The 23,992-nt window shown below is 64.4% G+C and carries 24 protein-coding genes and 1 pseudogene; 13 read left to right on the top strand and 12 right to left on the bottom strand.

The features are described from left to right. Nucleotides 1–212: 212 nt before the first annotated feature. On the top strand, nt 213–506 hold the full coding sequence (locus tag CFB40_RS32580) for a hypothetical protein (protein WP_089434008.1): 294 nt from the start codon (nt 213–215) through the stop codon (nt 504–506). Between the two features lie 147 nt (nt 507–653). Then, complete coding sequence (locus CFB40_RS38360; RefSeq protein ID WP_143329916.1) at nt 654–974, top strand: hypothetical protein; 321 nt, start codon at nt 654–656, stop codon at nt 972–974. Nucleotides 975–1,082: 108 nt separating this feature from the next. Here the strand turns inward: CFB40_RS38360 and CFB40_RS32575 are convergent. The 6 genes and pseudogenes from CFB40_RS32575 to CFB40_RS32545 form a co-directional block, all read right to left on the bottom strand. Continuing rightward, nucleotides 1,083–1,439: pseudogene (locus CFB40_RS32575) on the bottom strand (transposase); the annotation flags it as partial. 68 nt (nt 1,440–1,507) lie between these two features. Next, nucleotides 1,508–1,789: a PAAR domain-containing protein gene (locus CFB40_RS32570; protein WP_089433632.1), complete on the bottom strand. Its 282-nt coding sequence runs from the start codon at nt 1,787–1,789 to the stop codon at nt 1,508–1,510. A 9-nt stretch (nt 1,790–1,798) separates the two neighbouring features. Next, nucleotides 1,799–2,686, bottom strand: a complete 888-nt coding sequence (locus CFB40_RS32565) for a DUF4123 domain-containing protein (protein WP_089433631.1) — start codon at nt 2,684–2,686, stop codon at nt 1,799–1,801. A gap of 37 nt (nt 2,687–2,723) precedes the next feature. Next, nucleotides 2,724–4,805, bottom strand: coding sequence for a T6SS phospholipase effector Tle1-like catalytic domain-containing protein (locus tag CFB40_RS32560; protein WP_256976950.1), 2,082 nt, complete (start codon nt 4,803–4,805; stop codon nt 2,724–2,726). A gap of 95 nt (nt 4,806–4,900) precedes the next feature. Continuing rightward, nucleotides 4,901–5,419 carry a DUF3304 domain-containing protein gene (locus CFB40_RS32555; protein ID WP_256976949.1) on the bottom strand — a complete coding sequence of 173 codons (519 nt, stop codon included), beginning with the start codon at nt 5,417–5,419 and terminating at the stop codon, nt 4,901–4,903. 418 nt (nt 5,420–5,837) lie between these two features. After that, nucleotides 5,838–8,360: a type VI secretion system Vgr family protein gene (locus CFB40_RS32545; RefSeq protein WP_089433628.1), complete on the bottom strand. Its 2,523-nt coding sequence runs from the start codon at nt 8,358–8,360 to the stop codon at nt 5,838–5,840. Between the two features lie 511 nt (nt 8,361–8,871). On the opposite strand from CFB40_RS32545, the gene CFB40_RS38855 reads away from it, so the two are divergent. Next, nucleotides 8,872–9,027: a hypothetical protein gene (locus CFB40_RS38855; protein ID WP_174970848.1), complete on the top strand. Its 156-nt coding sequence runs from the start codon at nt 8,872–8,874 to the stop codon at nt 9,025–9,027. Nucleotides 9,028–9,239: 212 nt separating this feature from the next. Continuing rightward, complete coding sequence (trpS, locus tag CFB40_RS32540; RefSeq protein ID WP_089429583.1) at nt 9,240–10,253, top strand: tryptophan--tRNA ligase; 1,014 nt, start codon at nt 9,240–9,242, stop codon at nt 10,251–10,253. Between the two features lie 122 nt (nt 10,254–10,375). On the opposite strand, the gene CFB40_RS32535 is transcribed toward trpS, so the two are convergent. Beyond that, nucleotides 10,376–10,786, bottom strand: a complete 411-nt coding sequence (locus tag CFB40_RS32535; protein WP_089433627.1) for a VOC family protein — start codon at nt 10,784–10,786, stop codon at nt 10,376–10,378. 23 nt (nt 10,787–10,809) lie between these two features. Between CFB40_RS32535 and CFB40_RS38355 the strand changes: the two genes are divergently transcribed. Together CFB40_RS38355 and CFB40_RS32525 are read left to right on the top strand one after the other, a co-directional pair. Further along, a complete protein-coding gene (locus CFB40_RS38355) occupies nt 10,810–11,124 on the top strand; it encodes a hypothetical protein (protein ID WP_143329915.1) in 315 nt (104 codons plus the stop codon). A gap of 128 nt (nt 11,125–11,252) precedes the next feature. Beyond that, the gene (locus tag CFB40_RS32525; protein WP_089429579.1) at nt 11,253–11,693 is read left to right on the top strand and encodes a nuclear transport factor 2 family protein; all 441 of its coding nucleotides are present in this window, start codon (nt 11,253–11,255) and stop codon (nt 11,691–11,693) included. Nucleotides 11,694–11,717: 24 nt separating this feature from the next. Here CFB40_RS32525 and CFB40_RS32520 read toward each other — a convergent pair whose 3' ends face one another. From CFB40_RS32520 to CFB40_RS32500, 4 genes are all read right to left on the bottom strand, one after another. Next, a complete protein-coding gene (locus CFB40_RS32520; RefSeq protein ID WP_089433625.1) occupies nt 11,718–12,104 on the bottom strand; it encodes a VOC family protein in 387 nt (128 codons plus the stop codon). Nucleotides 12,105–12,314: 210 nt separating this feature from the next. Further along, nucleotides 12,315–13,235: a bestrophin family protein gene (locus CFB40_RS32510; protein ID WP_089433624.1), complete on the bottom strand. Its 921-nt coding sequence runs from the start codon at nt 13,233–13,235 to the stop codon at nt 12,315–12,317. A 197-nt stretch (nt 13,236–13,432) separates the two neighbouring features. Then, nucleotides 13,433–14,440 (bottom strand): cytochrome d ubiquinol oxidase subunit II, encoded by a 1,008-nt coding sequence (gene cydB, locus CFB40_RS32505; RefSeq protein WP_089433623.1) that lies wholly within the window; start codon nt 14,438–14,440, stop codon nt 13,433–13,435. Nucleotides 14,441–14,443: 3 nt separating this feature from the next. Next, on the bottom strand, nt 14,444–15,844 hold the full coding sequence (locus CFB40_RS32500) for a cytochrome ubiquinol oxidase subunit I (protein ID WP_089429575.1): 1,401 nt from the start codon (nt 15,842–15,844) through the stop codon (nt 14,444–14,446). A 428-nt stretch (nt 15,845–16,272) separates the two neighbouring features. Between CFB40_RS32500 and fdhD the strand changes: the two genes are divergently transcribed. From fdhD to moaD, 5 genes are all read left to right on the top strand, one after another. Next, on the top strand, nt 16,273–17,151 hold the full coding sequence (gene fdhD / locus CFB40_RS32495) for a formate dehydrogenase accessory sulfurtransferase FdhD (RefSeq protein ID WP_089433622.1): 879 nt from the start codon (nt 16,273–16,275) through the stop codon (nt 17,149–17,151). After that, the gene (locus CFB40_RS32490) at nt 17,151–18,365 is read left to right on the top strand and encodes a molybdopterin molybdotransferase MoeA (RefSeq protein WP_089433621.1); all 1,215 of its coding nucleotides are present in this window, start codon (nt 17,151–17,153) and stop codon (nt 18,363–18,365) included. Before fdhD ends, CFB40_RS32490 begins: the two co-directional genes overlap by 1 nt. A 202-nt stretch (nt 18,366–18,567) precedes the next feature. Further along, on the top strand, nt 18,568–19,692 hold the full coding sequence (moaA, locus tag CFB40_RS32480) for a GTP 3',8-cyclase MoaA (RefSeq protein ID WP_089433620.1): 1,125 nt from the start codon (nt 18,568–18,570) through the stop codon (nt 19,690–19,692). 46 nt (nt 19,693–19,738) lie between these two features. Next, nucleotides 19,739–20,308: a molybdenum cofactor biosynthesis protein MoaE gene (locus CFB40_RS32475; protein ID WP_089429570.1), complete on the top strand. Its 570-nt coding sequence runs from the start codon at nt 19,739–19,741 to the stop codon at nt 20,306–20,308. A 51-nt stretch (nt 20,309–20,359) separates the two neighbouring features. Then, on the top strand, nt 20,360–20,617 hold the full coding sequence (gene moaD, locus CFB40_RS32470; RefSeq protein ID WP_089429569.1) for a molybdopterin converting factor subunit 1: 258 nt from the start codon (nt 20,360–20,362) through the stop codon (nt 20,615–20,617). A gap of 74 nt (nt 20,618–20,691) precedes the next feature. Here moaD and CFB40_RS32465 read toward each other — a convergent pair whose 3' ends face one another. Continuing rightward, the gene (locus CFB40_RS32465) at nt 20,692–21,609 is read right to left on the bottom strand and encodes a LysR family transcriptional regulator (protein ID WP_089433619.1); all 918 of its coding nucleotides are present in this window, start codon (nt 21,607–21,609) and stop codon (nt 20,692–20,694) included. A gap of 155 nt (nt 21,610–21,764) precedes the next feature. Here CFB40_RS32465 and CFB40_RS32460 point away from each other — a divergent pair, with 155 nt between their 5' ends. Continuing rightward, a complete protein-coding gene (locus tag CFB40_RS32460; protein WP_089433618.1) occupies nt 21,765–22,703 on the top strand; it encodes a hydroxymethylglutaryl-CoA lyase in 939 nt (312 codons plus the stop codon). A 7-nt stretch (nt 22,704–22,710) separates the two neighbouring features. Continuing rightward, complete coding sequence (locus tag CFB40_RS32455; protein ID WP_089433617.1) at nt 22,711–23,862, top strand: CaiB/BaiF CoA transferase family protein; 1,152 nt, start codon at nt 22,711–22,713, stop codon at nt 23,860–23,862. Nucleotides 23,863–23,992: the final 130 nt, after the last annotated feature.

Raw genomic sequence — 23,992 nt, 5'->3', positions numbered from 1 at the left:
CGAAATGATGTTTTTTGTGGTTGTTGACGAGAAAAAAGCTGGGGGATCAGGGATACCTCCGGACGGAGACATCATGCGTTCCGACGCCGGGTCGGCACTCGCTGCGAGGTGGCGCGGCGGCAGGTCGACGTGGCGAGCGAGGCATCTGCCGCGCCATACGGGAACGAATCATGCGCGCGAGTCGTGGTCGGCATTCAATGGAGGACGGCTCGATGAAACCCCTGACAATTGCAACGCGTCGCATTCTGGCGACCCTCGTGGCAGGCGGGGCACTCGCCGCGACCAGCACGGCCTTCGCGCAAGGCTACGGTGCACCACCACCGAGGGTCGAGGAGCGAGAGCGCGCCCCGGAAGCCGGTGTATCGGTCGAGATCGGCATGCACGGCGACCGCTACTGGGACGGCCATCGCTACTGGGAACGCGACGAGTGGAGGCATCGTCATCCGCGCGATCGTGATCCGTGGCGCGAGCATGAGCACGAGCGCGAGGGCGAGCATCGTGAATAGTGACGACCGCCGCCTGGCGTACGCGCAACTTCCGTGTGACGCGGGTCAAAACCCGGATTCCGATGCCAAAGCGCTCCGGTAAATGAGCGCAAACCGTGTCATCACACTTTTCCAGATCAGCTTGAACGCGGCCTCGTCTGACAAGAGATGGCCGCGCCTTTTTTTGATATTGCGCAGTGGCATGGTCGCCCGATCAACTGCATTCCTGCGACCTTCCACACCGTCACATCGAAAGTAGGCGTGTACTCGCTGCCGGCGCATGCTCGTTGCGCGGCGTCGGCGCGAACGCCACTGCGCGCACGACCCGACGTCCAACGCGGCGATTCGCAGGCAAGCGCCCAGCGCATCCCCACCGATACCGTTGCGCACCATTCGCTTGCCGCCGAACGCGTGGTCCTCATTATTGCAATCGACTCACGCCACGATCATGTTTCGTCGAATACGATCTTCAGTCTTTTGTCATCCTGAGTAATATGGCCGTTTTTATTTCGTAATCGACCATTCAGTGCCCGCCCTACGCGTGCCGCCCGATCGCTCAATGCGTAGAACGCCGGCATGCTGGCGAGCATCGACACCGAACCCGGTGAAGCATCGCTCGCTCTTCGCGATCAGCACCGGATCGAAGGTGCCTTCGCGGTCACGCGGAATCTCGACGTCGAGCAGGTCGTCGTCGGTCGCGATGCGCTTGCGGCTGCTGCCGTTGCGATGGTTCGTGCCGCCTACCGGCTTGGTTTCGTCCTTCTCGTAGTCGAGGTGGTGAGTCAGTGCGCAGCACAGTGCGTGCTCGAAATTCGCCTTCTTGAGCGCCGCGGGATGCGCGTTGATCGTCGCCCGATCCAGCGTTCCGGGTACCCGTTGCTTGATCAGTTCCGGGTCCAGGTTCAAGCCCTTGCGCGGTCCTACGGTCGCTTCGTCCTGACGTTTGCGTGGCATAACGTGGCTCCTTGGCCATCAGTTCATGCCGCGCACACAAAAGTTCGGATAGGTTCGTTACCGTTGCTTCAATCCCCGACGCTGGCCGTCATGCTCCCAATCAGCGTGCACCCGCACTCGGTACGATGGCCATGCAGCGCGACACGCTGACCGTCGATCGTCACGGTCGGATGTGCCTCGACGATCTTGTTCACACCGTGGGGCCGCCCATCCGGATATTTTTCCGGGCAATCCACCAGATCATGCAGACGGGCAATTTTCTTCCCGTCGATGCTGTGGGTTTCCGATCCCGTGATGACCCGTCCACCATGCGAGGTCGCGTCGCCAACCACGATCATCTTCAATGCCATGTCAACTCCTCATATCGTTACCGATTGCGACGCAATCCCGGTGTCGCGCACCGCTCCCCGTTCGATCTCATCCCATACGCTCGCCGGAACGCCCGCGATCGCGGCCCCGAACGGTTCATCAGACTGCTGACGCTGAATCAGCAGATCGTTGACAACCCGATGCTGATCAAAATCAGCACCGTACAAGTAGGTGTACTGACAGAAAACCAGGCGATCCCCCGGCTCGCGAATCCCCCACTGCACTGCACGGAGATATCGCGGAATAAAATCCTCGAACCGGTCAAGATAGGGGCGCTCGCCATCGACGTCACCGGACTCGACCAGTGCAGCCAGAATTTCGTCAGGTTCCGTGTGCACGGTCAGGACGTCGATATCCACCTGCTCCAGTCGAATCATGACTGATCGGCAAACCCTGGCTGGCGCGGTCGAATCGTTCCGGATATGCTGCCAGGCCCTATGGCGGCCCCTGTACATCCACCTCTCGAAAGGTCCCATGAACATGGCGCGGACCTGCTCGCCCCATACGCCGAATACCGCCTCGGTGTTACGCGGATCGAAGAACCGAACCATCGCGGTCATGTTGTCGCCTATGTCGGCAAACAGGAATGCCTGCAGATGCGTGACGAGCGCATCCATTTCGACCGTGCTCCAGATCAACGATAGGCATGGACTTTGAAGATCGAGTCGATCGAGTTCCATGAACCAGTCCGCTTCCGTGTCGGTCACTGACACCAGAAACAGCGACGCGTGCCCGAGTTCGTCTTCGGGCAAGCCGGCGAAAACGGAGAGATACGGGACGCCGGCGCGCTCCAGCAAAGGCACGACCTTCGGCGGGCATACCGCTGCGTCGATCAACCCCATCAGGCGCGCTGGCGGTGAGGAAGTCTGTAGTTCCATCAGAAATTCCGGTTATCGGTGCGCGTTCCAACCTACTTCACGCCCACCCAGCCTGGGTCCTGCCACCACCAATGTCTAGTGGCGCCCCGTTCGATGCAAGACCGAGATAGGCCTTGCGATTGTCCCCGCCGATAAACACGACTCGCGGGAAGCCGTACCCGCCCGGCGCGTACTCGTGAAAATACGGAATACGGAACCAGCAGCGGCTATCGTGCACGTAGTCATCGAACAGGGCAATCGCCCCTGCCGGCAGTTTGTTCACTGCATCAGGCGACGTATGCTGCCGCAGGAATGATTCCACGCCAGGCAGCGGCGCTGCCACGACGTCGTCCTGCGGACGGTAGTGCTGCACGAGCGTCGACCAGGTCGAATTGAGCAGTATCCCGCTATATGCAAGCGTGACGCAGGGGGAGTCGCTACCGGGTTGATCGTGCGAGACGGAGAACGTCGTCGGCACCTTGATTACGTCGCCGCCGCGGGTCACGATCGAGCGATGGTCCACGCGCTTCACCTGCCATCGCTCACACTGGTCCGGATACAGGTACCCGAGAAGCAACCGCATTTCCTCCGCCCCTTGCCGCATGTCGGTCTGGTCGTTGGTCACAACATCGAGCGGCCCCTCGCCCGGGCGAGCCGGTCTCGGGTTGGCGACCCCCGGATGGGCAATCACGCCGCACAGTTGCTCATTGCGGCGGTCCATGGCTTCTTTCAGCGCCGTCACCTGCGCCTTCTGCAGGTTCATGTACGACGTGTATCCCGCACCCATCGTCAGCGCGTTGGCCTCGAGCAACTCGGACTGCGACTTGAGCTTGCGCATGGCCGGATCGTTTTCCCCTGCCTTCGGCAGCGCCTGCTGAACCTTGTACGGCGTCATCTTGTCTTCATGCGCCCGCTTGAAGAACGGTTGCCCGGTCACATAGCGCTGTGGATTTCCGATATCCGCACGCAGCGTCCGCCACGTCAGCAACTGGCCCAGTCCGACCTTCAGTGCGTCCTCCACGCTGCTGACGTTATCGACGGTCTTGCGCCATGCATTGAAGGCATCGATCACTGATTGGTCGAGAGCGAAGTCCTTTCCGAGCGGAGACCGTGGGTCAAAGTCATCCTCGCCTCGAAGCGGCACACCATATGCAGCAGCCTTCAGATACATGTCGTGCAACGGGATTTGGCTCAGCTTGAAGCTGTCGTCGTTCGCTTTTGACGTAGCCCCTCCCTTGCCCTGTTCATTGGGCGCATAGCCACCTCCCACGTCCGAATGAACCCCTGGATAGGCCACCTCCTCACGGATACCGCTGCCGTAGCTGTCTCCATTGCGGATCGAATCGAGCGGAAAACTCATGCGTTGCTCGTGTACCGAGAACGCGTGATAACAGAATCGCACCTCCTTCGGAATATCGAGCCGACCGTCGTTGGCGAACGCGAAGTGCCCATCGAATTTGCCGATGTCCAGGGTCGCACGAGTCGAGTCAGGTGGTCCAACGGAAGCAACCGTGTCGAACAGGCCAACGAAATTAACCTTGTAATTCAGCGCGTACTGGCCAGTCTGGTAGCCGATTCGCCCGTTTCGTGCCCATTCATTGATCAGCTTGTTGACGAATACACGCGCACATGCGGCCCCTCGCGAGAAGCCGATCACGTTAATCCAGATCTGCTTGATCGTCTGTGGATATCGCCCCTCGTTGACGGCCTGTCTGTGAGCGAGGCCTAGTCGGTCCGTGTAACCAACCAGCGGGAGTTTATGGCCATCGGACACCTCGTCGCATACATTTTTAGCTTCGCCATCCGGAATCAGTCTTCGGGTTTTGTCCGTTGCAATAGCCTGATATATGGCGTTCAGCACTCTCGTATAACCCCAAACACAACGGCTTCCAAATCCCGCTGCCATTGACTTTCCGGAAGTTGAATACGTCAGTTCGCCAATTTCCTTGAACGGTGTGCCTACACCGGGAATGTAGAATGCGTAAATCCCTTGCTCGCTCTTGTCCGCTGCCGCGTTGTAGAGTCGGGCAACGTTGGAATGTGTGTGAACCAGCGAATCCCTGAACGGATTCGTCTGCCCATCATTATTGTTCGTACCGTCGAAGAATAGTGTGATGTGAAGCGTTTGAGGGCAGGACATCAGCGCATCGCACACCAGTGCGCGCCCCTTCCTCAACGCTGCGGCGCTACCCACCACTCGCCCCCCCGGAGGCATCGGGTCTGCCCATCTGAGACTCATTGCGCACTTCCTCCATCCCGGTGTAGCCGGTTCCACTCCTGATCCACTACCCCTTGTGCGATGTACGGATCGCTGTCCAACGGACGTATGCCGGGATCGTTCAGATCACCTTTCTGACCATCAGCTACCATGATGCGGACCCGCTCACCTGGCAGGAAAACTGCCCACAGCCCCCCCATGATTTTTCCGTATTTCGGTATCCTGACGTTTTCAGCCTTGTACCAATTCGTTGTGTGGTCCTCTTTCCGATAGGCCAGCCAACGCACGGTCAACCTCAAATCCGGCTGCCAGACAGACGGGATGTCACTACAGCACGTTTCCTTACCTCCACCGGACGGCTTGCCACCAACCTCCGCAGGCCACACATTGGGACCACCACCGGCCACACCAGACCCTTCAGGCCCCTCTATCCCCCACTGGTGGATATACCAAGGGGAATAGTTCAGAGTCGAGGTGCCAACACCTAGCGTGTCGTAATGCTTGGGCAAGCTGGAGAGGTCAAGGGATTGCGCCATCGCGCCGGGATGCTTGTCGCATGCTCCGAGACTCAATACGGCGATAAGCGCCGCAACCCGGATCGCGCGTCGTCCATACCCGGAAAGTCGGCCTGTCCGGATCGACCTGGCTATCTGCACTTGTTCATACGCTAACGCGTCCTCTCCGTGACACATTTGGTCTGCCCATCTACGACTCATTGCGCACTTCCTCCATTCCGGTATAACCGGTTCCATTCCTGATCCACCGCACCGTGCGCGATGTACTGATCGGTGTCCGGGGGGCGTATGCCAAGGTCGCTAGCATCGCCTTTCCAGCCGTCCGCTACCTTGATGCGCACCCGGTCACCCGGCAGGAAGACAGCCCGCAAGCCTCCCATAACTCGCCCATAGCGCGTAACGGGAAAGGCGGTCTGTCATCGTGAATAGGGTCTACGGTTTAACGAGGCACCAGTGCTGCCCCACCCCGCGCCGCCTTCAGCATGCATTCGACACAGATCTTCTTGGGCGACAGATCGACCATCTGATCCTTCGGGCCCGGCAGATCGTGAGACGCCGCATACGCAGTGAACTTGCCCGTTGTGCCGCTCATCACACCGCTTGAATCCATGTTCAGAAAGCTGCCGTTGACCTCGACGCGGAATTTGTGTGCACGCAACAGGATCTCCTCGCTTTCCAGCAGGATCTGCTTCTGCGCCCGTGCCACAATGGATTTCGTCAGCGCATTCAATACGATGTCGCCCGCAGCCGAAACGAGGTGCATGGGGCCGGTCTGCGCAAACAGGCGAACTGTATCGCGCACCGATGCAAAGAGACTGCGTCCGCTCGCAATACCGATATGCCCTTCCGTCGTGATCGCCGCCTGTTGAGACGCCACATGCACGGTAGCTGGCGTAGTAATCTCGATGCCCGCCTTGCCATCGATCACCAGGTGCGGTTCCGACAGTTCCGGGAACGTGTTGCCGCTGCTCGTACCCGTACCGCGGATTTGTTCATTCTGTGCCCCGATGGTATTGACGATGTCAGTCTGATGGCCGTCCGCATCCTGCGCTTCGCTCTGCTGGGCAATTTTCGTCAGCGCCTCATGCAACTGCTGCGCCTTCTCCAGTCGCGTGACGGTCTCGCTCATGTCCTTTGCCGCAGCAGTCGCGCCCGAGCGTGTCTCGGTCGTCACCAGCATGCCGCGGTTCGCGCGCAGCACGCCCCACGAATCCGTTGCCAGTTCCCACCCCATACCTCGCGCTTCGCTGCGCCCCGCATTGCCGTTGATGCGAGTGTTGTAGCCGACGACGAGGCGCGACTGCTCGTAGTCGCTCGATACTTGCACCTGCAGTTTCCCCGGTGTGTCGTCGGCCACAACGTGATTCGCCTGCGTCCCCTCAAGGTCGCGAGAGCGCAGCCCCGAGAGCATCTGGTTATCCGGCAGCTTCCATTGCACGAAGTTGGTGCCGTTCGGCACGCGGCCCGTAATGATCGGGCGGTCCGGCGCCCCATCCAGAAACGACACGACGACCTCATCGCCAATTCGAGGAATATGGATCATCCCGAATCCCTCGCCCGCCCACGGATGACTCACTCGAACCCAGCAAGAACTGCGCTCATCACGCTGACCGATCCGATCCCAATGGAACTGGACCTTGACACGACCCAGCTCATCGGTATAGATACGCTGGCCTTGCGGACCGACAACGGTGGCCGTCTGCATCTGCATGACAGGCTGACGATGTTCGTACGGGCTGCGGAAGGGCACGGATTTGCGCTGCGCTTCGATTTCAACCACGAAGAAACCTTCGGATCCGTCGAAATGCGTCACGCCCGAGGCTGGCTGCCCTTTGAAATTTGCTTTCGCTTCGGCCAGTCGCCCATTCAAGCTATGCGGAAGATCCCCGTGATGGCTCGATCCTGGCAGGTTGTTCTCTATCAGCCACGCAACTTCGATGACCGCGAATTCGTTGCGCTCCCGCGATGCCCGATCGTGCTCCGGGTGCCCAACGAGTTCGAACCACCGTCCGGCGTCGACACCGCGCAATCCCCCCATACCGTGGAATCGCTTTGCGCGCGACTCCCACTCCTCCATCCGCACTTTGGTGAGGTGATCGCCGCGCTCCTGCTCCAGATAGGTATAGGGACCGGTGTACTCATACATCTCGAGCTGCTCCGGCAACTCGTGCGACACGGTCGGGATCGTGGTGCCCTTCGGATTGGCAAGCGGTGACGGATGCTTGTAATCGAACGTACGCGTCGTCAGAGCCGCGCTATGGAGGGTTCGCAAGCCGGACCAGTAAACCAGCGCATCGACCTCGCTACTCGTGCCGTATCGGGAAAACTGAACCGAGCGCACCGCGAGTGGCTCGCAGGTATCCAGATGATCCGTGACCGTCAGCGTGTGCGACTTGCCGTCGTCGGCTTGCTTCCAGATGCCGAACAGCCCTTCCTCTTCCATCAGCCGATGGACGAAATTCCAGTCGTCTTCGTACTGCGTACAGTACGATCTCGACGGAAGCGACCTGGAGAGCGCGAAATCGAATCGCCCTTTCGCCTGCGGATGGGCGTTGAACACATCCCTGAGAATTTCATCGACAGGCTTGTCCTGCCAGATACGCTGATCGCGTCGGAATTTCAGGAAATGCATCCACGATGCAAAGCGGAGCTGGTAACTGGTCAGTCCACCTTCTGATCCCAGCCTACGCACGGCATAGACGTAGCCGTTTCGCGGAAGATATGACCGGTTTGCCTGTTGAATCCACAGGGTGATGGATTGCCCGATCAGTTTTTTCAGTTCGAGATCGTTGTGCGTCGACAGGACGTCGATCGTGAAGTCGAAATGTCTGCCGACTCGGGACCAGCCTGCGGCACGCTGAGGTAACAATACATTGTCCCCAAGGGGTGTATCGAGCTTCAGCAGCCGATCTTGCTGAAGTAATCCACCCTGCATCGCCCTCACGATGTCTTGCGCATCCATTTTTATCCGAACCTTACATTTATATTACTTATTGTCACCGATATGACACACATCTCTCCCGCGCGATTCTACAGTCAAATGAATCGGAAACAAGGTCAAGCAAGGAAAGATCGGTGAGTCCAACGATCCGACCTGGACAAAGTTATATCTTTCTAACCCCGGCCCGTTGTTTTGGCTTGATGTCGAAGCCGTACCGTCACCGGCAGGGGTTGAAAACTCATATTTCGCGCTGGTCCCCGCCCAACAATTCTTGACTGCGCCCACCTCGCTAGACTGGTACCATGCCGTTCGCCTTACAACAGGCAGCACAAGCCTGCCCCGTGCCTGATCGATACCACCGATCGCCCCCTTATTTTGGTGCTGCGCAACCGGCGATACCCGCCAGTGCGACGGCGGCACGCCACCCGCGCCCCTTGTAACCTTCGCAACACCGCGGCGTTAGGCTCCACCCGCCTGACCCCGTTGCAGCAACCGTTGGAGCGGCGCCTTTCGCGCCGGCAAGTCTGAAAGCATGAAGAACTCGAAGCAGCCCCCCCGCCCCCCGCAGCACAAAGACCGCACGCCGCTGGCGCGCGCCGGCGCGCTGCTGCTGATGGCCGGCCTGCTGTATCTGCTGTGGCCGTCGGCCGAAACCGCGTATCTCGCGATGGAGTCGGTGATCCGCTGACGCGCCCGGCCATCCGTCCCCGCACTACGCTATACTCACGCAATGGAAACCCGACCCGCCTCGCCCAACGTGCATTGCTGGTGGCGCGCCTGACCCAGGCGGCCCGTTTCCTTTTGCATGTCCCAAACGTGATGCCGCCAGCGATGGCGGCATTTGCGTTTCTGCGCAGACACCATGGCTGGCGGCTTCGATAACCTGGAGCCACGACCAACATGACCCACCCCGCCCGACCGACCATCCTCACCGGCGACCGCACGACCGGCCCGCTGCACCTCGGCCACTACATCGGCTCGCTGCGCGCGCGCGTGCAGATGCAGCACGAAGCGAAGCAGTTCCTGCTGCTCGCCGACACGCAGGCGCTGACCGACAACATGGGCCGCCGCCAGCGCGTCACCGAGAACGTGATCGAAGTCGCGCTCGACTATCTCGCGGTCGGCATCGATCCGGCGATCTCGACGATCGTCGTGCAGTCGCAGGTGCCCGAGCTCGCCGAGCTGACGCAATACCTGCTGAACCTCGTCACGGTCGCGCGCCTCGAACGCAATCCGACCATCAAGGAAGAGATCCGCCTGCGCGGTTTCGAGCGCGACATCCCGGCCGGCTTCCTGACCTACCCGGTGAGCCAGGCAGCCGACATCACCGCGTTCAAGGCGACACACGTGCCGGTCGGCGACGACCAGTTGCCGATGATCGAGCAGACCAACGAACTCGTGCGCCGCTTCAACGCGACCGTCGAGCAGCCGGTGCTGGTCGAATGCGAGGCCGTGCTGTCGGCGGTCACGCGGCTGCCGGGGATCGACGGCAAGGCGAAGATGAGCAAGTCGCTCGGCAACGCGATCACGCTCGGCTCGACGCCGGACGAGATCACGCAGGCCGTGAAGGACATGTACACGGACCCGAACCACCTGCGCGTGAGCGATCCCGGCCAGGTCGAGGGCAACGTCGTGTTCACGTTCCTCGATGCGTTCGAACCTGACGTGCAGAAGGTCGACGAGCTGAAGGCGCACTACCGTCGCGGCGGGCTCGGCGACAGCGTCGTCAAGCGCGTGCTGAACGAGCGGCTGCAGGCGTTGATCGAGCCGATCCGCGCGCGCCGTCGCGAATTCGAGGCCGACAAGGCTGAAGTGATGGCGATCCTGAAGTGCGGCACGATGCACGCACGGGACGTGGCCGGCGCGACGCTCGCCGAGGTGAAGGGCGCGATGGGGTTGAATTACTTCGATTGAACGGCACAGGCTGCGAGCACGCGAACCCGCTTTGCGCGCCGGTCGGTACCGAGCCGGCGCGTGGCGTTCACCGCGTCACGTGCGCGAGCGATCGAGCGAGTGCCGAGCGAACCGCACCTTCATCACGATGCCCGCACTGGCACGGACGCGTGGCACACCGCTTCCACGCGGTTACCGGCCGGGTCGACGAGAAACGCGCCGTAGTAGTCGCCGTGGTAACGCGGCCGCAAGCCGGGTTCACCGTCGGACTGCCCGCCCGTCGCCAGGCCGGCCTCGAAAAACGCATCCACCTGCTCGCGGCTCGCGGCCTTGAAGCACCAGTGCCGCTTGCTCGCGCCGATTTCAGCGGGATCCAGATAGACCGCCAGAAACGTCGATGCGGTGTCGTTCGCATTGCAACGTTCGCCATAGCCGAGCGCGGTCGGCCGGTCATAGACCTTGGCTGCGCCGAGCGCGGCCATGATGGCATCGTAGAACGGGCGCGCAACGTCAATATCCGGCACGCTGATGGATACGTGATCAAGCAATTGCATAGGGTTTGCTCCATGGAATGAGCATGAGTCTACACACCCGTGCGCGTTTTGCCTCGACCGCCCCTCCCTGCTGGCGTCCGTGCGACCGGTCGCGGCATTCGGTCAGCATCTCGGCTCGCTGCACGCTCAAACGGATGCAGCACGAAGCCGCTTTCAAGACGGGCATTGGCCCTGAACACGGCCAGCGACTGATGGAAGGTGAAGGGATCCTGTATCACGTCGTGCGCAAGTACCTGCTCAGGAAACCTCATACGTTCAAACGGGAGGCACTGACCGTCAACATGCTGTGCAAAGCCGTCACACTCGGCAGGTGGGACTCCGAGGCAATCAAGGAATGATCGGCACTGGTCGCCTCCCGCGCCTGCTCGACTGATCGTGAATCTCTAGCCGCCTTAGTCCACTCAGCCGATGCCACCCCCGCACGCCCCCGGTATCGTTTCCCCGTCATCCACCTCCCCACGACAGCATGACGCCCCAGGAAACGATCGACCGGATGGAGATCCAGGATCTGCTGACCCGCTATTGCCACGCCGTCGACCGCCACGACTGGCACGAATTCGAACGCCTCTTCGCGGCCAACGCGACGCTCGACTACACGGCCTTCGGCGGTCCGGTAGGCAGCCGTGCGGAAATTGCCGGGTATCTGGAACAAGTGACGTCGGCGATGCGCGGCACGCAGCACACGATCTCGACGTCGCTGCTGATCGTCGACGGCGACGCGGCGACCGCGCGAACGGCCGGCCAGGCGATGCTGATCTCCGCCGATGAAGCCGGCGACGATCGCGTGTGCTTCGTCGGGCTCTGGTATCGCGACCTGCTGGTGCGGACCGAATGCGGGTGGCGCATCCAGCGCCGCACGCAGGAGCGCAGCTGGATGCACGATGCGCCGCCGGTCGCGGTGCGCTGAGCGCCCCGCGCGCGGCGCGTGACGTCACTTCATCTGCATCAGCTGAATCAGGTTCCCGCACGTATCGTCGATGATCGCGACACGCACGGGCCCCGCGTCCATCGGCTCCAGCGTGAAGCGCACACCGAGATCCGTCAGCCGCGCAAACTCCGCATCGAGGTCGTCGACCTGGAACGATGCCGCCGGAATGCCGTCCTCGTACAGCGCCTGCTTGTAAGGCCCGACCGCTCGGTGGTTGCTCGGCTCGAGCAGCAGCTCGGTGCCGTCCGGCTGGTCTTTCGACACTACCGTCAGCCAGCGGGTCTCGCCCACCGGCACGTTGTTCTTCAGCTTGAACCCGAGCTTGTCGGTATAGAACGTCAACGCCGTGTCCTGGTCGTCGACAAAGATACTCGTCACGTAGATTCGCATTTCAATCGCTCCTGTCGCGGCAGCCACCGCCCTGCCACTATTCTTCGTCGAAATCGATGACAAATGCATCACCGTTGTCGATCAGCTTGCGCAGGTAGCCATCGAAGTCGTCGGCGATCGCCGCATAGCTGTCGGGATCGTGCAGGAAACGCACGACCCTGCCGCCCGACGTCGGCCCGAAATCGACGCAGCGCCGCGACGTGCCGCCGCTTACGTGATCTGGTACGTCGACGCCGGCACGAATTCCTCCGGCAGAGGGCGGTCGCCCAGTTCGAGCACCGACCGCTCGATCGTGCGCGTCATCGCATCGAGCGCCAGCGCGTTCGGCGCGAGGCCGAACGGCTCGGCCACCTCGCTCGCGATCGCCTCGAGCGCGATCAGCGTGTACGAGATGAACACGCAGATCAACGGCGTGAAGAACTCCGTCGAATCGACAAGGCCGAACGGCAGCAGCACGCAATACGCATACACCGTGCGATGCAGCAGCACGCTGTACGAGAACGGGATCGGCGTCGACAGGATGCGTTCGCAACCGCCGACCGATTTGCCGACCTCGTCGAGTTGCGTCTCGAACATCCAGCAGGTCGCGTCGCTGCCGGGCGCACGGCCCAGCGCGCGGACGATGCCGCCGCGCAGCTCGTCGAGGATCGCGACGGGCTTGAAGCATTTGCCTCCCAGCTCGGCCGTGCGCTCCGCACCGAGAATGCGCTGCAGGTCTGCGGTCGGATCGGTATGACGAAGCTGATGCTTCAGCGCATAGGTGAGCGCGATCAGCAGGTCGGCCAGCCGATTGCGCTCGGCGTCGCTCACGCTGTCGGGCAGGTAGCGATTGAACTGCGACGTCAGCGTACGCGCCGCGATCAGCAGGTTGCCCCACAGATGCCGCGCCTCCTTGAAGCGCTCGAAGCTCGCGCTGTTGCGAAACCCGAGAAAGATCGCGAGCGCGAGCCCGAACAGCGTGAACGGCGCGGTGTTGAGCGGGATCTTCTCGCCGAAGATGCGCCCGTTCGTGAAGACCGCCAGCGTGCTGACGATCGCCATGAACACGAGCTGCGGAATGATCGATTGCAGCACGGAGCCGTTCCAGACGAACAGCATCCTGAGCCAGTTTTGTTGTGGTCGGACGATCATGGTGTTTTCTCGACTGCCAAGGGATGCATCGTACGGCGCGCCTGCGCCCGATGCGCAACGGCCCGCGCGTGGCGGGCCGCTGTCGGGTGAATGCCGGGCACGTGTGCCGCGCTGCGCGTGATGATACGCCCACGCCAGCGCCCGCCGCGCCCGTCACATCATGCGGCGTTCATCGATGGCCGCTCAGTGATGGCCGCTCAGTGATAACCGATGTCGCCCTCGCGCACCTTGCCGCGGAACACGCGGTACTGCATCGCGTTGTACACGAGGATGATCGGCAGCACGATCACGGTGCCGACGAGCGCGAACAGCTGGCTCGAGTGGCTCGACGACGCGTCCCAGATCGACAGCGACGGCGGCACGATGTTCGGCCAGATGCTGATCACGAGCCCCGTGTAGCCGAGGAACACGAGCGCGAGCGTCAGCAGGAACGGCGTGGCCTCGTGCTCGCGCTTCACGGTGTGGAAGATGCCCCACACGCAGGCGACGACGAGCACCGGCACCGGCAGGAACCAGCCGAGGTTGCCGCTGCCGAACCAGCGGTGCGCGACGGCCGGCAGCCCGATCACGGTCCACAGGCTGACCACGCCCATCACGGCGAGCAGCACGCCCGCGAGCGGCTTCATCAGCAACCGCATCTTGCGCTGCAGCTCGCCGTCGACCTTCAGGATCAGCCAGCCGCAGCCGAGCGTCGCATACGTGACGAGCACGCCGATCCCGCACAGCAGGCTGAACGGCGACAGCCAGTCGAACGGCCCGCCCGCGAACTGGTTGTTCTCGATCTTGATGCCCTGCAGCAGCGAACCGAGCACGATCCCCTGGCAGAACGCGGCCAGCGCCGAGCCGCCGATGAACGCGAGATCCCACATGTGTTGCGTGCGCGTGGCCTTCGCGCGCAGCTCGAACGCCGCCCCGCGGAAGATCAGCCCGACCAGCATCAGCACCAGCGGCAGGTAGTTCGCCGGCAGCAGCGTCGAATACACGACCGGGAACGCGCCGTAGAGCCCCGCGCCGCCGAGCACCAGGAACGTCTCGTTGCCGTCCCACACCGGTGCGACGGTGTCGAGCATCACCTGGCGCTCGGCCTTCGCGTCGAAGAACGGAAACAGCAGGCCGATGCCGAGATCGAAGCCGTCCAGCATCACGTAGATGAACACGCCGAGGCCGATGATCGCGGCCCAAATGACAGGAAGATCGATGTGCATGGCTTACTCCGCTTCGGTGACGTTCAGCGGCGTGGACAGCGCGCTCTTGCGCAGCCCCGGATGCCGGTGCAGCTCGATATACCCGGCCTGGGCAGCCGGCCCGCGCTTCATCAGTTTCATCATGTAATAGATACCCGTTCCGAACACCAGGAAATACACGACCACGAAGATCAGCAGCGACACGCCGACCTGCTGCGCGCTCAGCGGCGCGACCGAATCGATGGTGCGCAGCACGCCGTACACGGTCCACGGCTGACGCCCGACCTCGGTCGTGATCCAGCCGGCCAGCAGCGCGAGGATGCCCGACGGCCCCATGCATACGACGAACCACTGGAACCAGCGCGTTTCATACAGGCGCCCGCCCTTTCTCAGCAGCAGCCCGAGCAGCGCGGTGAGCAGCATCAGCATCCCGAGGCCCGCCATGATCCGGAACGTCCAGAACACGATCGGCGAATACGGGCGGTCCTGCGGCGGGAATTCCTTCAGCCCGCGAATCTCGCCGTCCCAGCTGTGCGTGAGGATCAGGCTGCCGAGGTGCGGCACCTGGATCGCATAGCGCGTGGTTTCGGCCTGCATGTCGGGCAACCCGAAGAGGTTCAGCGCGGTGCCGCCCTTCTCGGTTTCCCACAGCCCCTCGATCGCCGCGATCTTGGCCGGCTGGTATTCGCGGGTGTTCAGCCCGTGCGCATCGCCGACGACGATCTGGATCGGCGCGAGGATCAGCAGCATCCACAGCGCCATCGAGAAGCTGCGCTTCACCGGCTCGTCGCGGCGCCCCTTGAGCAGGTGCCACGCGCCGCACGCGGCGACGATGAAGCCCGCGACGATGAACGCCGCGATCGTCATGTGCACGAGACGGTACGGGAACGACGGGTTGAAGACGACCTTGAACCAGTCGACCGGCACGACGAGGCCGTTCTCGATCTTGTAGCCCTGCGGCGTCTGCATGAAGCTGTTCGACGCGAGGATCCAGAACGTCGAGATCAGCGTGCCGACCGCGACCATCAGCGTCGCGAAGAAGTGTGCGCGGGGGCTCACGCGCTGCCAGCCGAACAGCATCACGCCGAGGAAGCCGGCTTCGAGGAAGAACGCCGTCAGCACTTCATACGTGAGGAGCGGGCCCGTGATGTTGCCGGCGACGCGCGAGAAGCCGGCCCAGTTGGTGCCGAACTCGTACGCCATCACGACGCCGGAGACCACGCCCATCCCGAAGCCGATCGCGAAGATCTTCGACCAGAACTGGAACATGGATTTGTAGGCGGCATCGCCGGTGACGAGGTAGCGCCATTCCAGCACTGCCAGGAAGCTCGCCATACCGATGCTGATCGCGGGAAACACGATGTGGAACGACACCGTGAACGCGAATTGCAAGCGGGCGAGATGGAACGCATCGAAGATTTCCATGACCGTAATTTGCTCGTGGTTGTGAGGACGTACGCTCGAAGCAGGAAATCGCGCGACGGCTTGGCGACAACACATGCGAACACAAACGGTCACTCGCATGGCATCGAAGCGTGAATGACGATATCGCGTTTGCAACGATACTCGCAATCGTTCGAACGTGCGTTGAAACTGTGCTGCTTACGCCGCCGAAGATGTGTGCACGGAAAACACATTTCGTGCCTGCGGGAGGGTCAGCTGTACTGCTTTCGGCGTTGCAGCGCTGTATATCCGGCGTGCCTGTCATCCCCCTTAACATCCCATGAAACGCCTGCCGGAAGCGACGGCGCGCCCCCTCGGCCGCGCCCGCCCGGCAGCATCCCGATTCCCCTGGTCCGGCGTACCTGCCCGACCCGGCCGGCCCACCGGCCGATCCGCCTGGAGAAAACCGCATGGAGTCCTGCATCCGCCGCGACGAGCCGACCGGCAGCACCGCGTGTCAGGTGACGCGCCACCGTGCCGGCGAAGCGCGCGACACCGTCGACAGCGTCGTCGAGGAAACGCCGGTTGCACTCGTGTTCAACGACATTGCGCACACGGTCATGATGGCGACCCCGATCGACCTCGACGTGTTCGGCCTCGGCTTCGCGCTGAGCGAAGGCATCGTCGAGCGCGCATCGGACGTGTTCGACCTCGAAAGCGAATGCCGGGCCGGCAGCGCCGAAGTGCGGCTGACCGTGTCGCAGCAGGCATTCATGGCGATGAAGGCGCACCGGCGCGCGCTGGCCGGCCGCACCGGCTGCGGCGTCTGCGGGATCGAAAGCATCGCGCAGCTCGACCTGCACCCGCCGCGCATCGCTGCCGCCGGCACGGCCGCCGGTATCGGCACGGCAGCGATCGAACGTGCCGCGCGCGCGTTGCCGGCCCACCAGACGCTGATGCGTGAGACGGGCGGCATCCATGCGGCCGCGTGGTGCAACCGCGACGGCGACGTGCTCGATGTGTTCGAGGACGTCGGCCGCCACAACGCGCTCGACAAGCTGATCGGCCGGCTCGCGCGGCGCCGCGCGAACCTGCACGACGGCTTCGTGTTCCTGTCCAGCCGCGCAAGCTACGAACTGGTGCGCAAGGCCGCGCGGGTCGGCATCCCGATGATCGCGACGATCTCGGCGCCGACCTCGCTCGCGATCGACGTCGCCCGCGAAGCTGGCGTCCGGCTGGTCGGCTTCTGCCGCAACGACGGCTTCGTCGAGTACGTGTCGCCCGACGCCGCTCAACCCTCTCAACCCGATCAACCCGCGCTCGCTCAAGCGCATCCGGCGCGCTCCTGATGAAACCCCTGACCGATTTCGACACCGCGCAGCAGCATTTCGCCACTGCGTTCGCGCCGCTCGGCGCCACCACGTCCGTCCCGGTCGCGGAAGCCGCCGGCCACGTGCTGGCCGCGCCGCTCATCGCCGTGCTCGACCAGCCGCCGGCCGACCAGAGTGCGATGGACGGCTACGCCGTGCGTCACGCGGATCTCGCGCACGGCGAGCCGCTGCACGTCGCGCAGCGCTGCTACGCAGGCGACACGCCGGCGCCGCTGGCCCCGCGCACGGCCGCACGCATCTTCACCGGCAGCGTGATTCCGCCCGGCGCGGACACCGTCGTGATGCAGGAACACGCACGCGAGCAGGACGGCTGGGTCGCGTTCGACGCGCCGCAGCGCAGCGGCTCGCACATCCGCCGCCAGGGCGAGGAAGTGCGCGCCGGCGACCGGCTCGTGCCGGCCGGCGTGCGCATGGGCCCGATGCACGTCGGCGTGGCCGCCGCGCAGGGGTTCGCGCGCGTCGACGTGCGCCCGGCGCTGCGCGTCGGCATCCTGACGACCGGCGACGAGCTCGTCGCGTGCGGGCGGCCGCGTGCGCCGCAACAGATTTACAACAGCAATGCGCCGATGCTCGCCGCGCTCGTTTCGGGAACCGGTGCCGAAGTCGCGATGCGCCTGCATGCGGCCGACACCGCGGCCGCCGTCGATCGTGCGCTGCGCGATCTGCACGCGGGTTGCGACCTGGTGATCTGCGTCGGTGGCGCATCGGTCGGCGACAAGGATCTGCTGCGCCCCGCGCTGGACGCGCTCGGCGCGTCGTTCATCGTCGCCGGCGTGCGCATGAAGCCGGGCAAGCCGGTTGCACTCGCCCGGCTCGACACGCGGCCGGTGGTGTTGCTGCCCGGCAATCCGGGGGCCGCGATGACCGCGTTCGCGCTGTTCGTCGCGCCGCTGATCCGCCGCCTGCAGGGGCGCAGCGCACGCCTGCCGATCGTGCCGTCGCTGCCGATCGACGCCGACTTCGAACCGGATCCGCAGCGCGAACGCTTCGTGCGCGTGCACTGCACCGTCGGCCTCGACGGCACGCCCGCGCTCGACACGCTGCGCCAGCAAGGCGCCGGCACGCTGCAGTCGCTCGTGCAGGCGAGCGGGCTCGCGCGGCTGCCGGCCGGGCAGCGCATCGCGTGCGGCGACGCGGTACCGTATTACGAATTCGCGCACTGGCTTGCATGAGCGCGATGACCCTCACCCGCCCGATTCACGGCCTTCGCCGTCGCGCAGGTCGTACGACGAACTGTATCCCTGCAATTCGGGCGCGATTGTGTCCCTGCCGCGAAAACCCCGCGGACTATCCTCACGATGAGGCTCGTCACGCGCCGTGCGCCTGCCCATCCGCACACGCACGGCCGACCGGCGACGCCCCACCGCTTACTTCTTGCAGGCCGACGAACCGATCGTGAATGCCATCGTTTCCGCCGCGCCGGCCGCTGCCGCACTATCCGGCGGCGCATCGCCCGGCGCATTCCCCCGCACGACCGACACGCTCGGCCGCCCGCTGCGCGACCTGCGCCTGTCCGTAATCGATCAATGCAACTTCCGCTGCGGCTACTGCATGCCGCGCGAAAGCTTCGGCGCCGACTATGCGTTCATGCCGTCGTCCGAGCGGCTGTCGTTCGCGCAACTCGAAAAGATCGCCCGTGCGTTCACGTCGCTCGGCGTCGAAAAGATCCGCATCACGGGCGGCGAGCCGCTGCTGCGCCGCAACCTCGAAGCGCTGATCGAACGTCTCGCCGCGCTGACGACCGTCGACGGCAAGCCCGTCGAGATCGCGCTGACGACCAACGGCTCGCTGCTGGCCGCGAAGGCGCGCACGCTGCGCGACGCGGGCCTGTCGCGCGTGACGGTCAGCCTCGATGCGCTCGACGACGCGGTGTTCCGCCGGATGAGCGACACCGACGTGCCCGTGTCGCGCGTGCTGGCCGGCATCGAGGCCGCGCAGGCGGCGGGGCTCGCGCCGGTCAAGGTCAACGCGGTGATCGAGCGCGGCGCGAACGACGACCAGATCCTCCCGCTCGTGCGGCACTTCCGGCACACCGGCGTGGCCGTGCGCTTCATCGAATACATGGACGTCGGCGGCGCGAGCTTCTGGTCCGGCGACAAGGTCGTGCCGGCCGCGCGAATGCGCGAGCTGATCGACGAACACTATCCGCTCGTGCTCGTCGGCGAACCGGCGCACGATGCGACCGCGATCCGTTGCGCGCACATCGACGGCGCGGGCGAAGTCGGCTTCATCGCGAGCGTGTCGCATCCGTTCTGCGGCACCTGCTCGCGCGCCCGCGTGTCGGCCGACGGGCAGCTCTACACGTGCCTGTTCGCGACGCAAGGCACCGATCTGCGGCCATGGCTCGACGACGCAGCGTCGAGCGCCGACCTCGCCGCCGCCGTGCGCGAACGCTGGACGCACCGCGACGACCGCTATTCCGAGCGCCGGGCCGCACGGCCTGCCCGCGCGCCGGGCAAGACCTATCCGACCGTGCGCATGTCGCTGGTCGGCGGCTGAGGGGCCGCCGCGCGCCCCAGGCCGCACCGCCTACAGGAGAATCGTCATGACGAGCTTCACCGAATCCCGTGCCGGGCTGCCGGACGATCCGTTGCACGCGGGCAGCCCCGCGCCCGACAACGCGACCGACCCGCATCCCGAACCGCCACCGTCGATTGCCGCGGGCTTCGAAGTGCGCGTCCAGTACGCATCGATCGATGCCGGCGCCGAGCTCGCGCCGATCGTTCGCAATCCGAATGTCGGCGCGGTCGTGAATTTCCTCGGCGTGGTGCGCAACGAAGGCGACGTCGATGACGTGATCGCGCTCGAGGTCGAGCACTATCCGACGATGACCGAACAAGCGCTATGGAGCATCGTCGAGGAAGCCAGCGCGCGCTGGCAGCTCGAAACGATCAAGATCGTGCATCGCGTCGGGCGCATTCCGCTCGGCCAGACGGTCGTGCTGGTCGTGGTGGCCGCCGCGCATCGCGGCGCCGCGTTCGACGCGTGCGAATTCCTGATGGACTTCCTGAAGACCCATGCGCCGTTCTGGAAGAAGGAGATCCGCCACGACGGTGTGTCCGGCTGGGTCGAGGCGAAAGCGCACGACGACCAGGCGATGCGGCGCTGGGGCTGATTGCGTTCGCTTCGTGTTTCCGATTCCGCCGCTCCTTCTGAAGACAACGCAATGAAACTGACGATCAAATACTTCGCAAGCATTCGCGAACAACTGGCAATCGATGAAGAAACCGTCGAGATCGATGCGCGCGAACTCACCGTCGACGCGCTGCGCGACACGCTGGCCGCACGCGACGCGCGCAGCGCGGAAGCGCTGCGGATGGACCGGCCCGTGCGGGCCGCCGTGAATCTCGAGATGGTGACGGGGGGATTCGTCGTGCGGGAGGATAGCGAGGTGGCGTTTTTCCCGCCGGTGACGGGCGGCTGAGGTCACGACGAGCCGGACGGAACCCGGCGCGACATCGATTGCCCGTTGCAGGTCACACGCATCGACGCTGCGTATCAGCCGCTCGCGGACGGCATCGCGGCCCGGCCCGACAGATAGTCGACCATCCGTTGCGCGGCCGGTTGCAGTGCGTCGAAGCTCCTGAAACAAACGACGAACCGGCGCTTCGCCCACGCGTCGACGAGCGGGATCACCTTGATGCCGAACACCGGCCGATACGTGTCGGCCACTTCCATCGGCACGACACTGATCCCGAGCCCGGCCGCTACGACGCGAAACGCGGCATCGAAACCCGACACGATCACGCGATACGACACGGTCGTGCCGGCATCGGCAGCCGCGCGCTGCAGCAGCGTGTGGACGGCGGTCGTCGGCAGCAGGCCGACATGCTCGTAGCCCAGCGTCTGCTCGAAGCGCAGCGACGGCTCGTTCGCGAGCGGATGATCGCGATGCACGGCCAGCGCCAGCCGGTCCTGCCGATACGGCCGATGCTGCAAACCTTGAAGATCGACGTTGTCCCAGCACACGCCCACGCTCGCCGCGCCCTCACGTAACTGCCGCACGAGTTCGGACGACAGCCGCTCTTCCACGTCGACCCGGATGTTCTCGTTGGCCGGTTCGCGCATGAACGACGAGATGTCGTCGAGCAGTGCTTCCGCGATCGCCGATGCCGACGCGCAGATGCTCACACGCCCCTTCAGCCCGCCGCCGAACGCGGCGACATCGCTCGCGATGCGCTCCATCGTGAAGAGCACGCTGCGCGCGTGCTCGAGCAGCGCATTGCCCGCGGCCGTCGGCTCGACGCCGCGCCGCGATCGCGTGAGCAGCGGCACGCCCAGGTCGCTTTCGAGTTGCGCGATGCGCTTGCTGATCGCCGACGGCTCGATATGAACCGCCTCCGCCGCCCGCGCCATGTTGCGGTGATCGCACACGGCCACCAGCAGCCGCAGCGTTTTCAGGTCAATGTCACGCATCCGCCGTCTCCAGGCAATCAGGCAATCAGGCATTCAGGCATTCCATTCCGGAAACATGGCGGTTCCGAAATACCGCTTTAATGTCCATCAGGAATGTCTAAAGTTAGCACGACGCCGGTGCATCGACACGGGTGAAATCAACGGAGACAAGCGACATGCGGTCGTTCCCCCAGCATGCAGTCATACGCGAAGTCGGCTTGCGCGACGGGCTGCAAAGCATCCCGCGCATTCTTCCGACGAAACGGAAGATCGAGTGGATCGGCGACGCGTATGCGGCCGGCCAGCGCGAAATCGAGGTCGGATCGTTCGTGCCGGCGCGCCTGCTCCCGCAACTGGCCGATACGGCCGAGCTCGTGGCGTATGCGAAGACGCTGCCCGGCCTGCGCGTGTCGGTGCTGGTGCCGAACCTCAAGGGCGCGGAACACGCGCTCGACGCGGGCGCCGACCTGATGCTGGTGCCGCTCTCGGCGAGCCGCGCCCACAGCATCGCGAACCTGCGCAAGACGCCCGACGAAGTCGTCGCCGAGGTGGCGCGCATCCGCGCCGCGCGCGACGCGGCCGGCTCGAAGACGCTGATCGAAGGCGGCATCGGCACCGCGTTCGGCTGCACGATCCAGGGCCGCGTCGCGCAGTCGGAGGTGCTGCGTTACCTGCATGCGCTGCTCGATGCCGGCGCCGACCGCGTGAGCCTCGCCGATACGGTCGGCTACGCGGGGCCGGCCGCCGTCGGCGAACTGTTCGGCAAGGCGCGCGCCGCCGCCGGCGAGCGCTTCTGGTGCGGCCATTTTCACGACACCCGCGGCCTCGCGCTCGCGAATGTGTACGCGGCGCTCGAAACGGGCGTCACCCGCTTCGACGCGACGCTCGCCGGCATCGGCGGCTGTCCGCATGCGCCGGGCGCGAGCGGCAACGCATCGAGCGAAGACCTCGCGTTCATGCTTGCCGACATGGGAATCGAGACCGGCATCGACATTGCCGCGCTGCTGACGCTGCGCGCGAAGGTCGCGCGCTGGCTGGACGGCGAAACGCTGCACGGCGCGCTGTGGCGCGCGGGCCTGCCGGCCACCCATGCCGCCGCCACCACCACCGTCTGAATCCATCATGAACCACGACACCCGACTTCCACTCGACGGCATTCGCGTCATCGAATTCACGCACATGGTCATGGGACCGACGTGCGGGATGATCCTCGCCGATCTCGGCGCCGAAGTGATCAAGATCGAGCCGCCCGGCGGCGACAAGACGCGCAACCTGCCCGGCCTCGGCATCGGCTTCTTCCGTTCGTTCAACCGTAACAAGAAGAGCGTCGTGCTCGACCTCCATACGCCCGAAGGCAAGCAGGCCGCGGTCGAACTGATCGGCACCTGCGACGTGATGCTCGAGAATTTCCGCCCCGGCCTGATGGCGACGCTCGGCCTCGACTACGACACGCTGTCGGCCCGCTACCCGGCGCTCGTCTACGTGACGCACAAGGGCTTCCTGCCCGGCCCGTACGACCGGCGCCTCGCGCTCGACGAAGTCGTGCAGATGATGGGCGGGTTGTCGTACATGACGGGGCCGGTCGGCCGGCCGCTGCGCGCCGGTACGTCGGTCAACGACATCATGGGCGGCATGTTCGGTGCGATCGGCGTGCTCGCCGCGCTGCGCGAACGCGAACGCACCGGCCGCGGGCAGGAAGTACAGAGCGCGCTGTTCGAGAACTGCGTGTTCCTGTGCGCGCAGCACATGCAGCAATACGCGATGACGCATGAACCGCCGCCGCCGATGCCTGCGCGCGTGTCCGCGTGGAGCGTCTACGACGTGTTCACGCTCGCGGACGGCGAACAGCTGTTCATCGGCGCGGTCAGCGACCGGCAGTTCGTCACGCTGTGCGACGTGCTCGCCTGCCCCGGGCTCGCCGCCGAACCGGATTTCGCGACCAATGCGCAGCGGGTCGCCGTGCGTCCGCGGTTGCTCGAACGGCTCGGCGCGATCCTGAAGGACCATCGCGCCGCCGAGCTGTCGCCGAAACTCGAAGCGGCCGGCATTCCGTATGCGCCGATCGTCCGTCCCGAGCAACTGCTCGACGATCCGCACCTGAAAGCGAGCGGCGGGCTGGTGCCGATGCAGACCGACGACGGGCACACGACCGATGTCGTGCTGCTGCCGATCACGATGGGCGGGCGACGGCCCGGCGTGCGCCAGGCGCTCGCGCGCGTCGGCGAGCACACGCAGGAAGTGCTGGCTCGGCTGACACGCCGCGCGGTCGCATGAGCGGCAGCCGCCGAAGGCCCGGCAGCAGGTTGCGGGCGTCGATTCAGGCGCGGTCGCGCGCCGCCATGAATCCGGCACCCCGTGCACGCCGCGTGCGTCTATAACCGTTATCAAGGCAGGCAGCTCGGAG

The sequence above is a fragment of the Burkholderia sp. AU31652 genome (genome assembly GCF_002223155.1).
In the GTDB taxonomy this organism is placed as follows: Bacteria; Pseudomonadota; Gammaproteobacteria; order Burkholderiales; family Burkholderiaceae; genus Burkholderia.
This window is presented reverse-complemented; position numbering and strand designations above follow the sequence as displayed.

Bases quoted from the DNA above. Each gene is read 5' to 3' on its own strand.
- CFB40_RS38355 (WP_143329915.1), top strand. From the start codon at position 10,810: ATGAGTCTACACACCCGTGCGCGTTTTGCCTCGACCGCCCCTCCCTGC.
- CFB40_RS32535 (WP_089433627.1), bottom strand. From the start codon at position 10,786: ATGCAATTGCTTGATCACGTATCCATCAGCGTGCCGGATATTGACGTT.
- CFB40_RS32555 (WP_256976949.1), bottom strand. From the start codon at position 5,419: ATGGCGCAATCCCTTGACCTCTCCAGCTTGCCCAAGCATTACGACACG.
- CFB40_RS32465 (WP_089433619.1), bottom strand. From the start codon at position 21,609: ATGCGTGACATTGACCTGAAAACGCTGCGGCTGCTGGTGGCCGTGTGC.
- CFB40_RS32520 (WP_089433625.1), bottom strand. From the start codon at position 12,104: ATGCGAATCTACGTGACGAGTATCTTTGTCGACGACCAGGACACGGCG.
- CFB40_RS32580 (WP_089434008.1), top strand. From the start codon at position 213: ATGAAACCCCTGACAATTGCAACGCGTCGCATTCTGGCGACCCTCGTG.
- CFB40_RS32560 (WP_256976950.1), bottom strand. From the start codon at position 4,805: ATGTCCTGCCCTCAAACGCTTCACATCACACTATTCTTCGACGGTACG.
- CFB40_RS32525 (WP_089429579.1), top strand. From the start codon at position 11,253: ATGACGCCCCAGGAAACGATCGACCGGATGGAGATCCAGGATCTGCTG.
- CFB40_RS32545 (WP_089433628.1), bottom strand. From the start codon at position 8,360: ATGGATGCGCAAGACATCGTGAGGGCGATGCAGGGTGGATTACTTCAG.
- CFB40_RS32490 (WP_089433621.1), top strand. From the start codon at position 17,151: ATGAAACCCCTGACCGATTTCGACACCGCGCAGCAGCATTTCGCCACT.
- moaD (WP_089429569.1), top strand. From the start codon at position 20,360: ATGAAACTGACGATCAAATACTTCGCAAGCATTCGCGAACAACTGGCA.
- CFB40_RS32570 (WP_089433632.1), bottom strand. From the start codon at position 1,789: ATGGCATTGAAGATGATCGTGGTTGGCGACGCGACCTCGCATGGTGGA.
- CFB40_RS38360 (WP_143329916.1), top strand. From the start codon at position 654: ATGGCCGCGCCTTTTTTTGATATTGCGCAGTGGCATGGTCGCCCGATC.
- CFB40_RS32500 (WP_089429575.1), bottom strand. From the start codon at position 15,844: ATGGAAATCTTCGATGCGTTCCATCTCGCCCGCTTGCAATTCGCGTTC.
- CFB40_RS32460 (WP_089433618.1), top strand. From the start codon at position 21,765: ATGCGGTCGTTCCCCCAGCATGCAGTCATACGCGAAGTCGGCTTGCGC.
- cydB (WP_089433623.1), bottom strand. From the start codon at position 14,440: ATGCACATCGATCTTCCTGTCATTTGGGCCGCGATCATCGGCCTCGGC.
- CFB40_RS32510 (WP_089433624.1), bottom strand. From the start codon at position 13,235: ATGATCGTCCGACCACAACAAAACTGGCTCAGGATGCTGTTCGTCTGG.
- CFB40_RS38855 (WP_174970848.1), top strand. From the start codon at position 8,872: ATGAAGAACTCGAAGCAGCCCCCCCGCCCCCCGCAGCACAAAGACCGC.
- fdhD (WP_089433622.1), top strand. From the start codon at position 16,273: ATGGAGTCCTGCATCCGCCGCGACGAGCCGACCGGCAGCACCGCGTGT.
- trpS (WP_089429583.1), top strand. From the start codon at position 9,240: ATGACCCACCCCGCCCGACCGACCATCCTCACCGGCGACCGCACGACC.
- CFB40_RS32475 (WP_089429570.1), top strand. From the start codon at position 19,739: ATGACGAGCTTCACCGAATCCCGTGCCGGGCTGCCGGACGATCCGTTG.
- CFB40_RS32455 (WP_089433617.1), top strand. From the start codon at position 22,711: ATGAACCACGACACCCGACTTCCACTCGACGGCATTCGCGTCATCGAA.
- CFB40_RS32565 (WP_089433631.1), bottom strand. From the start codon at position 2,686: ATGGAACTACAGACTTCCTCACCGCCAGCGCGCCTGATGGGGTTGATC.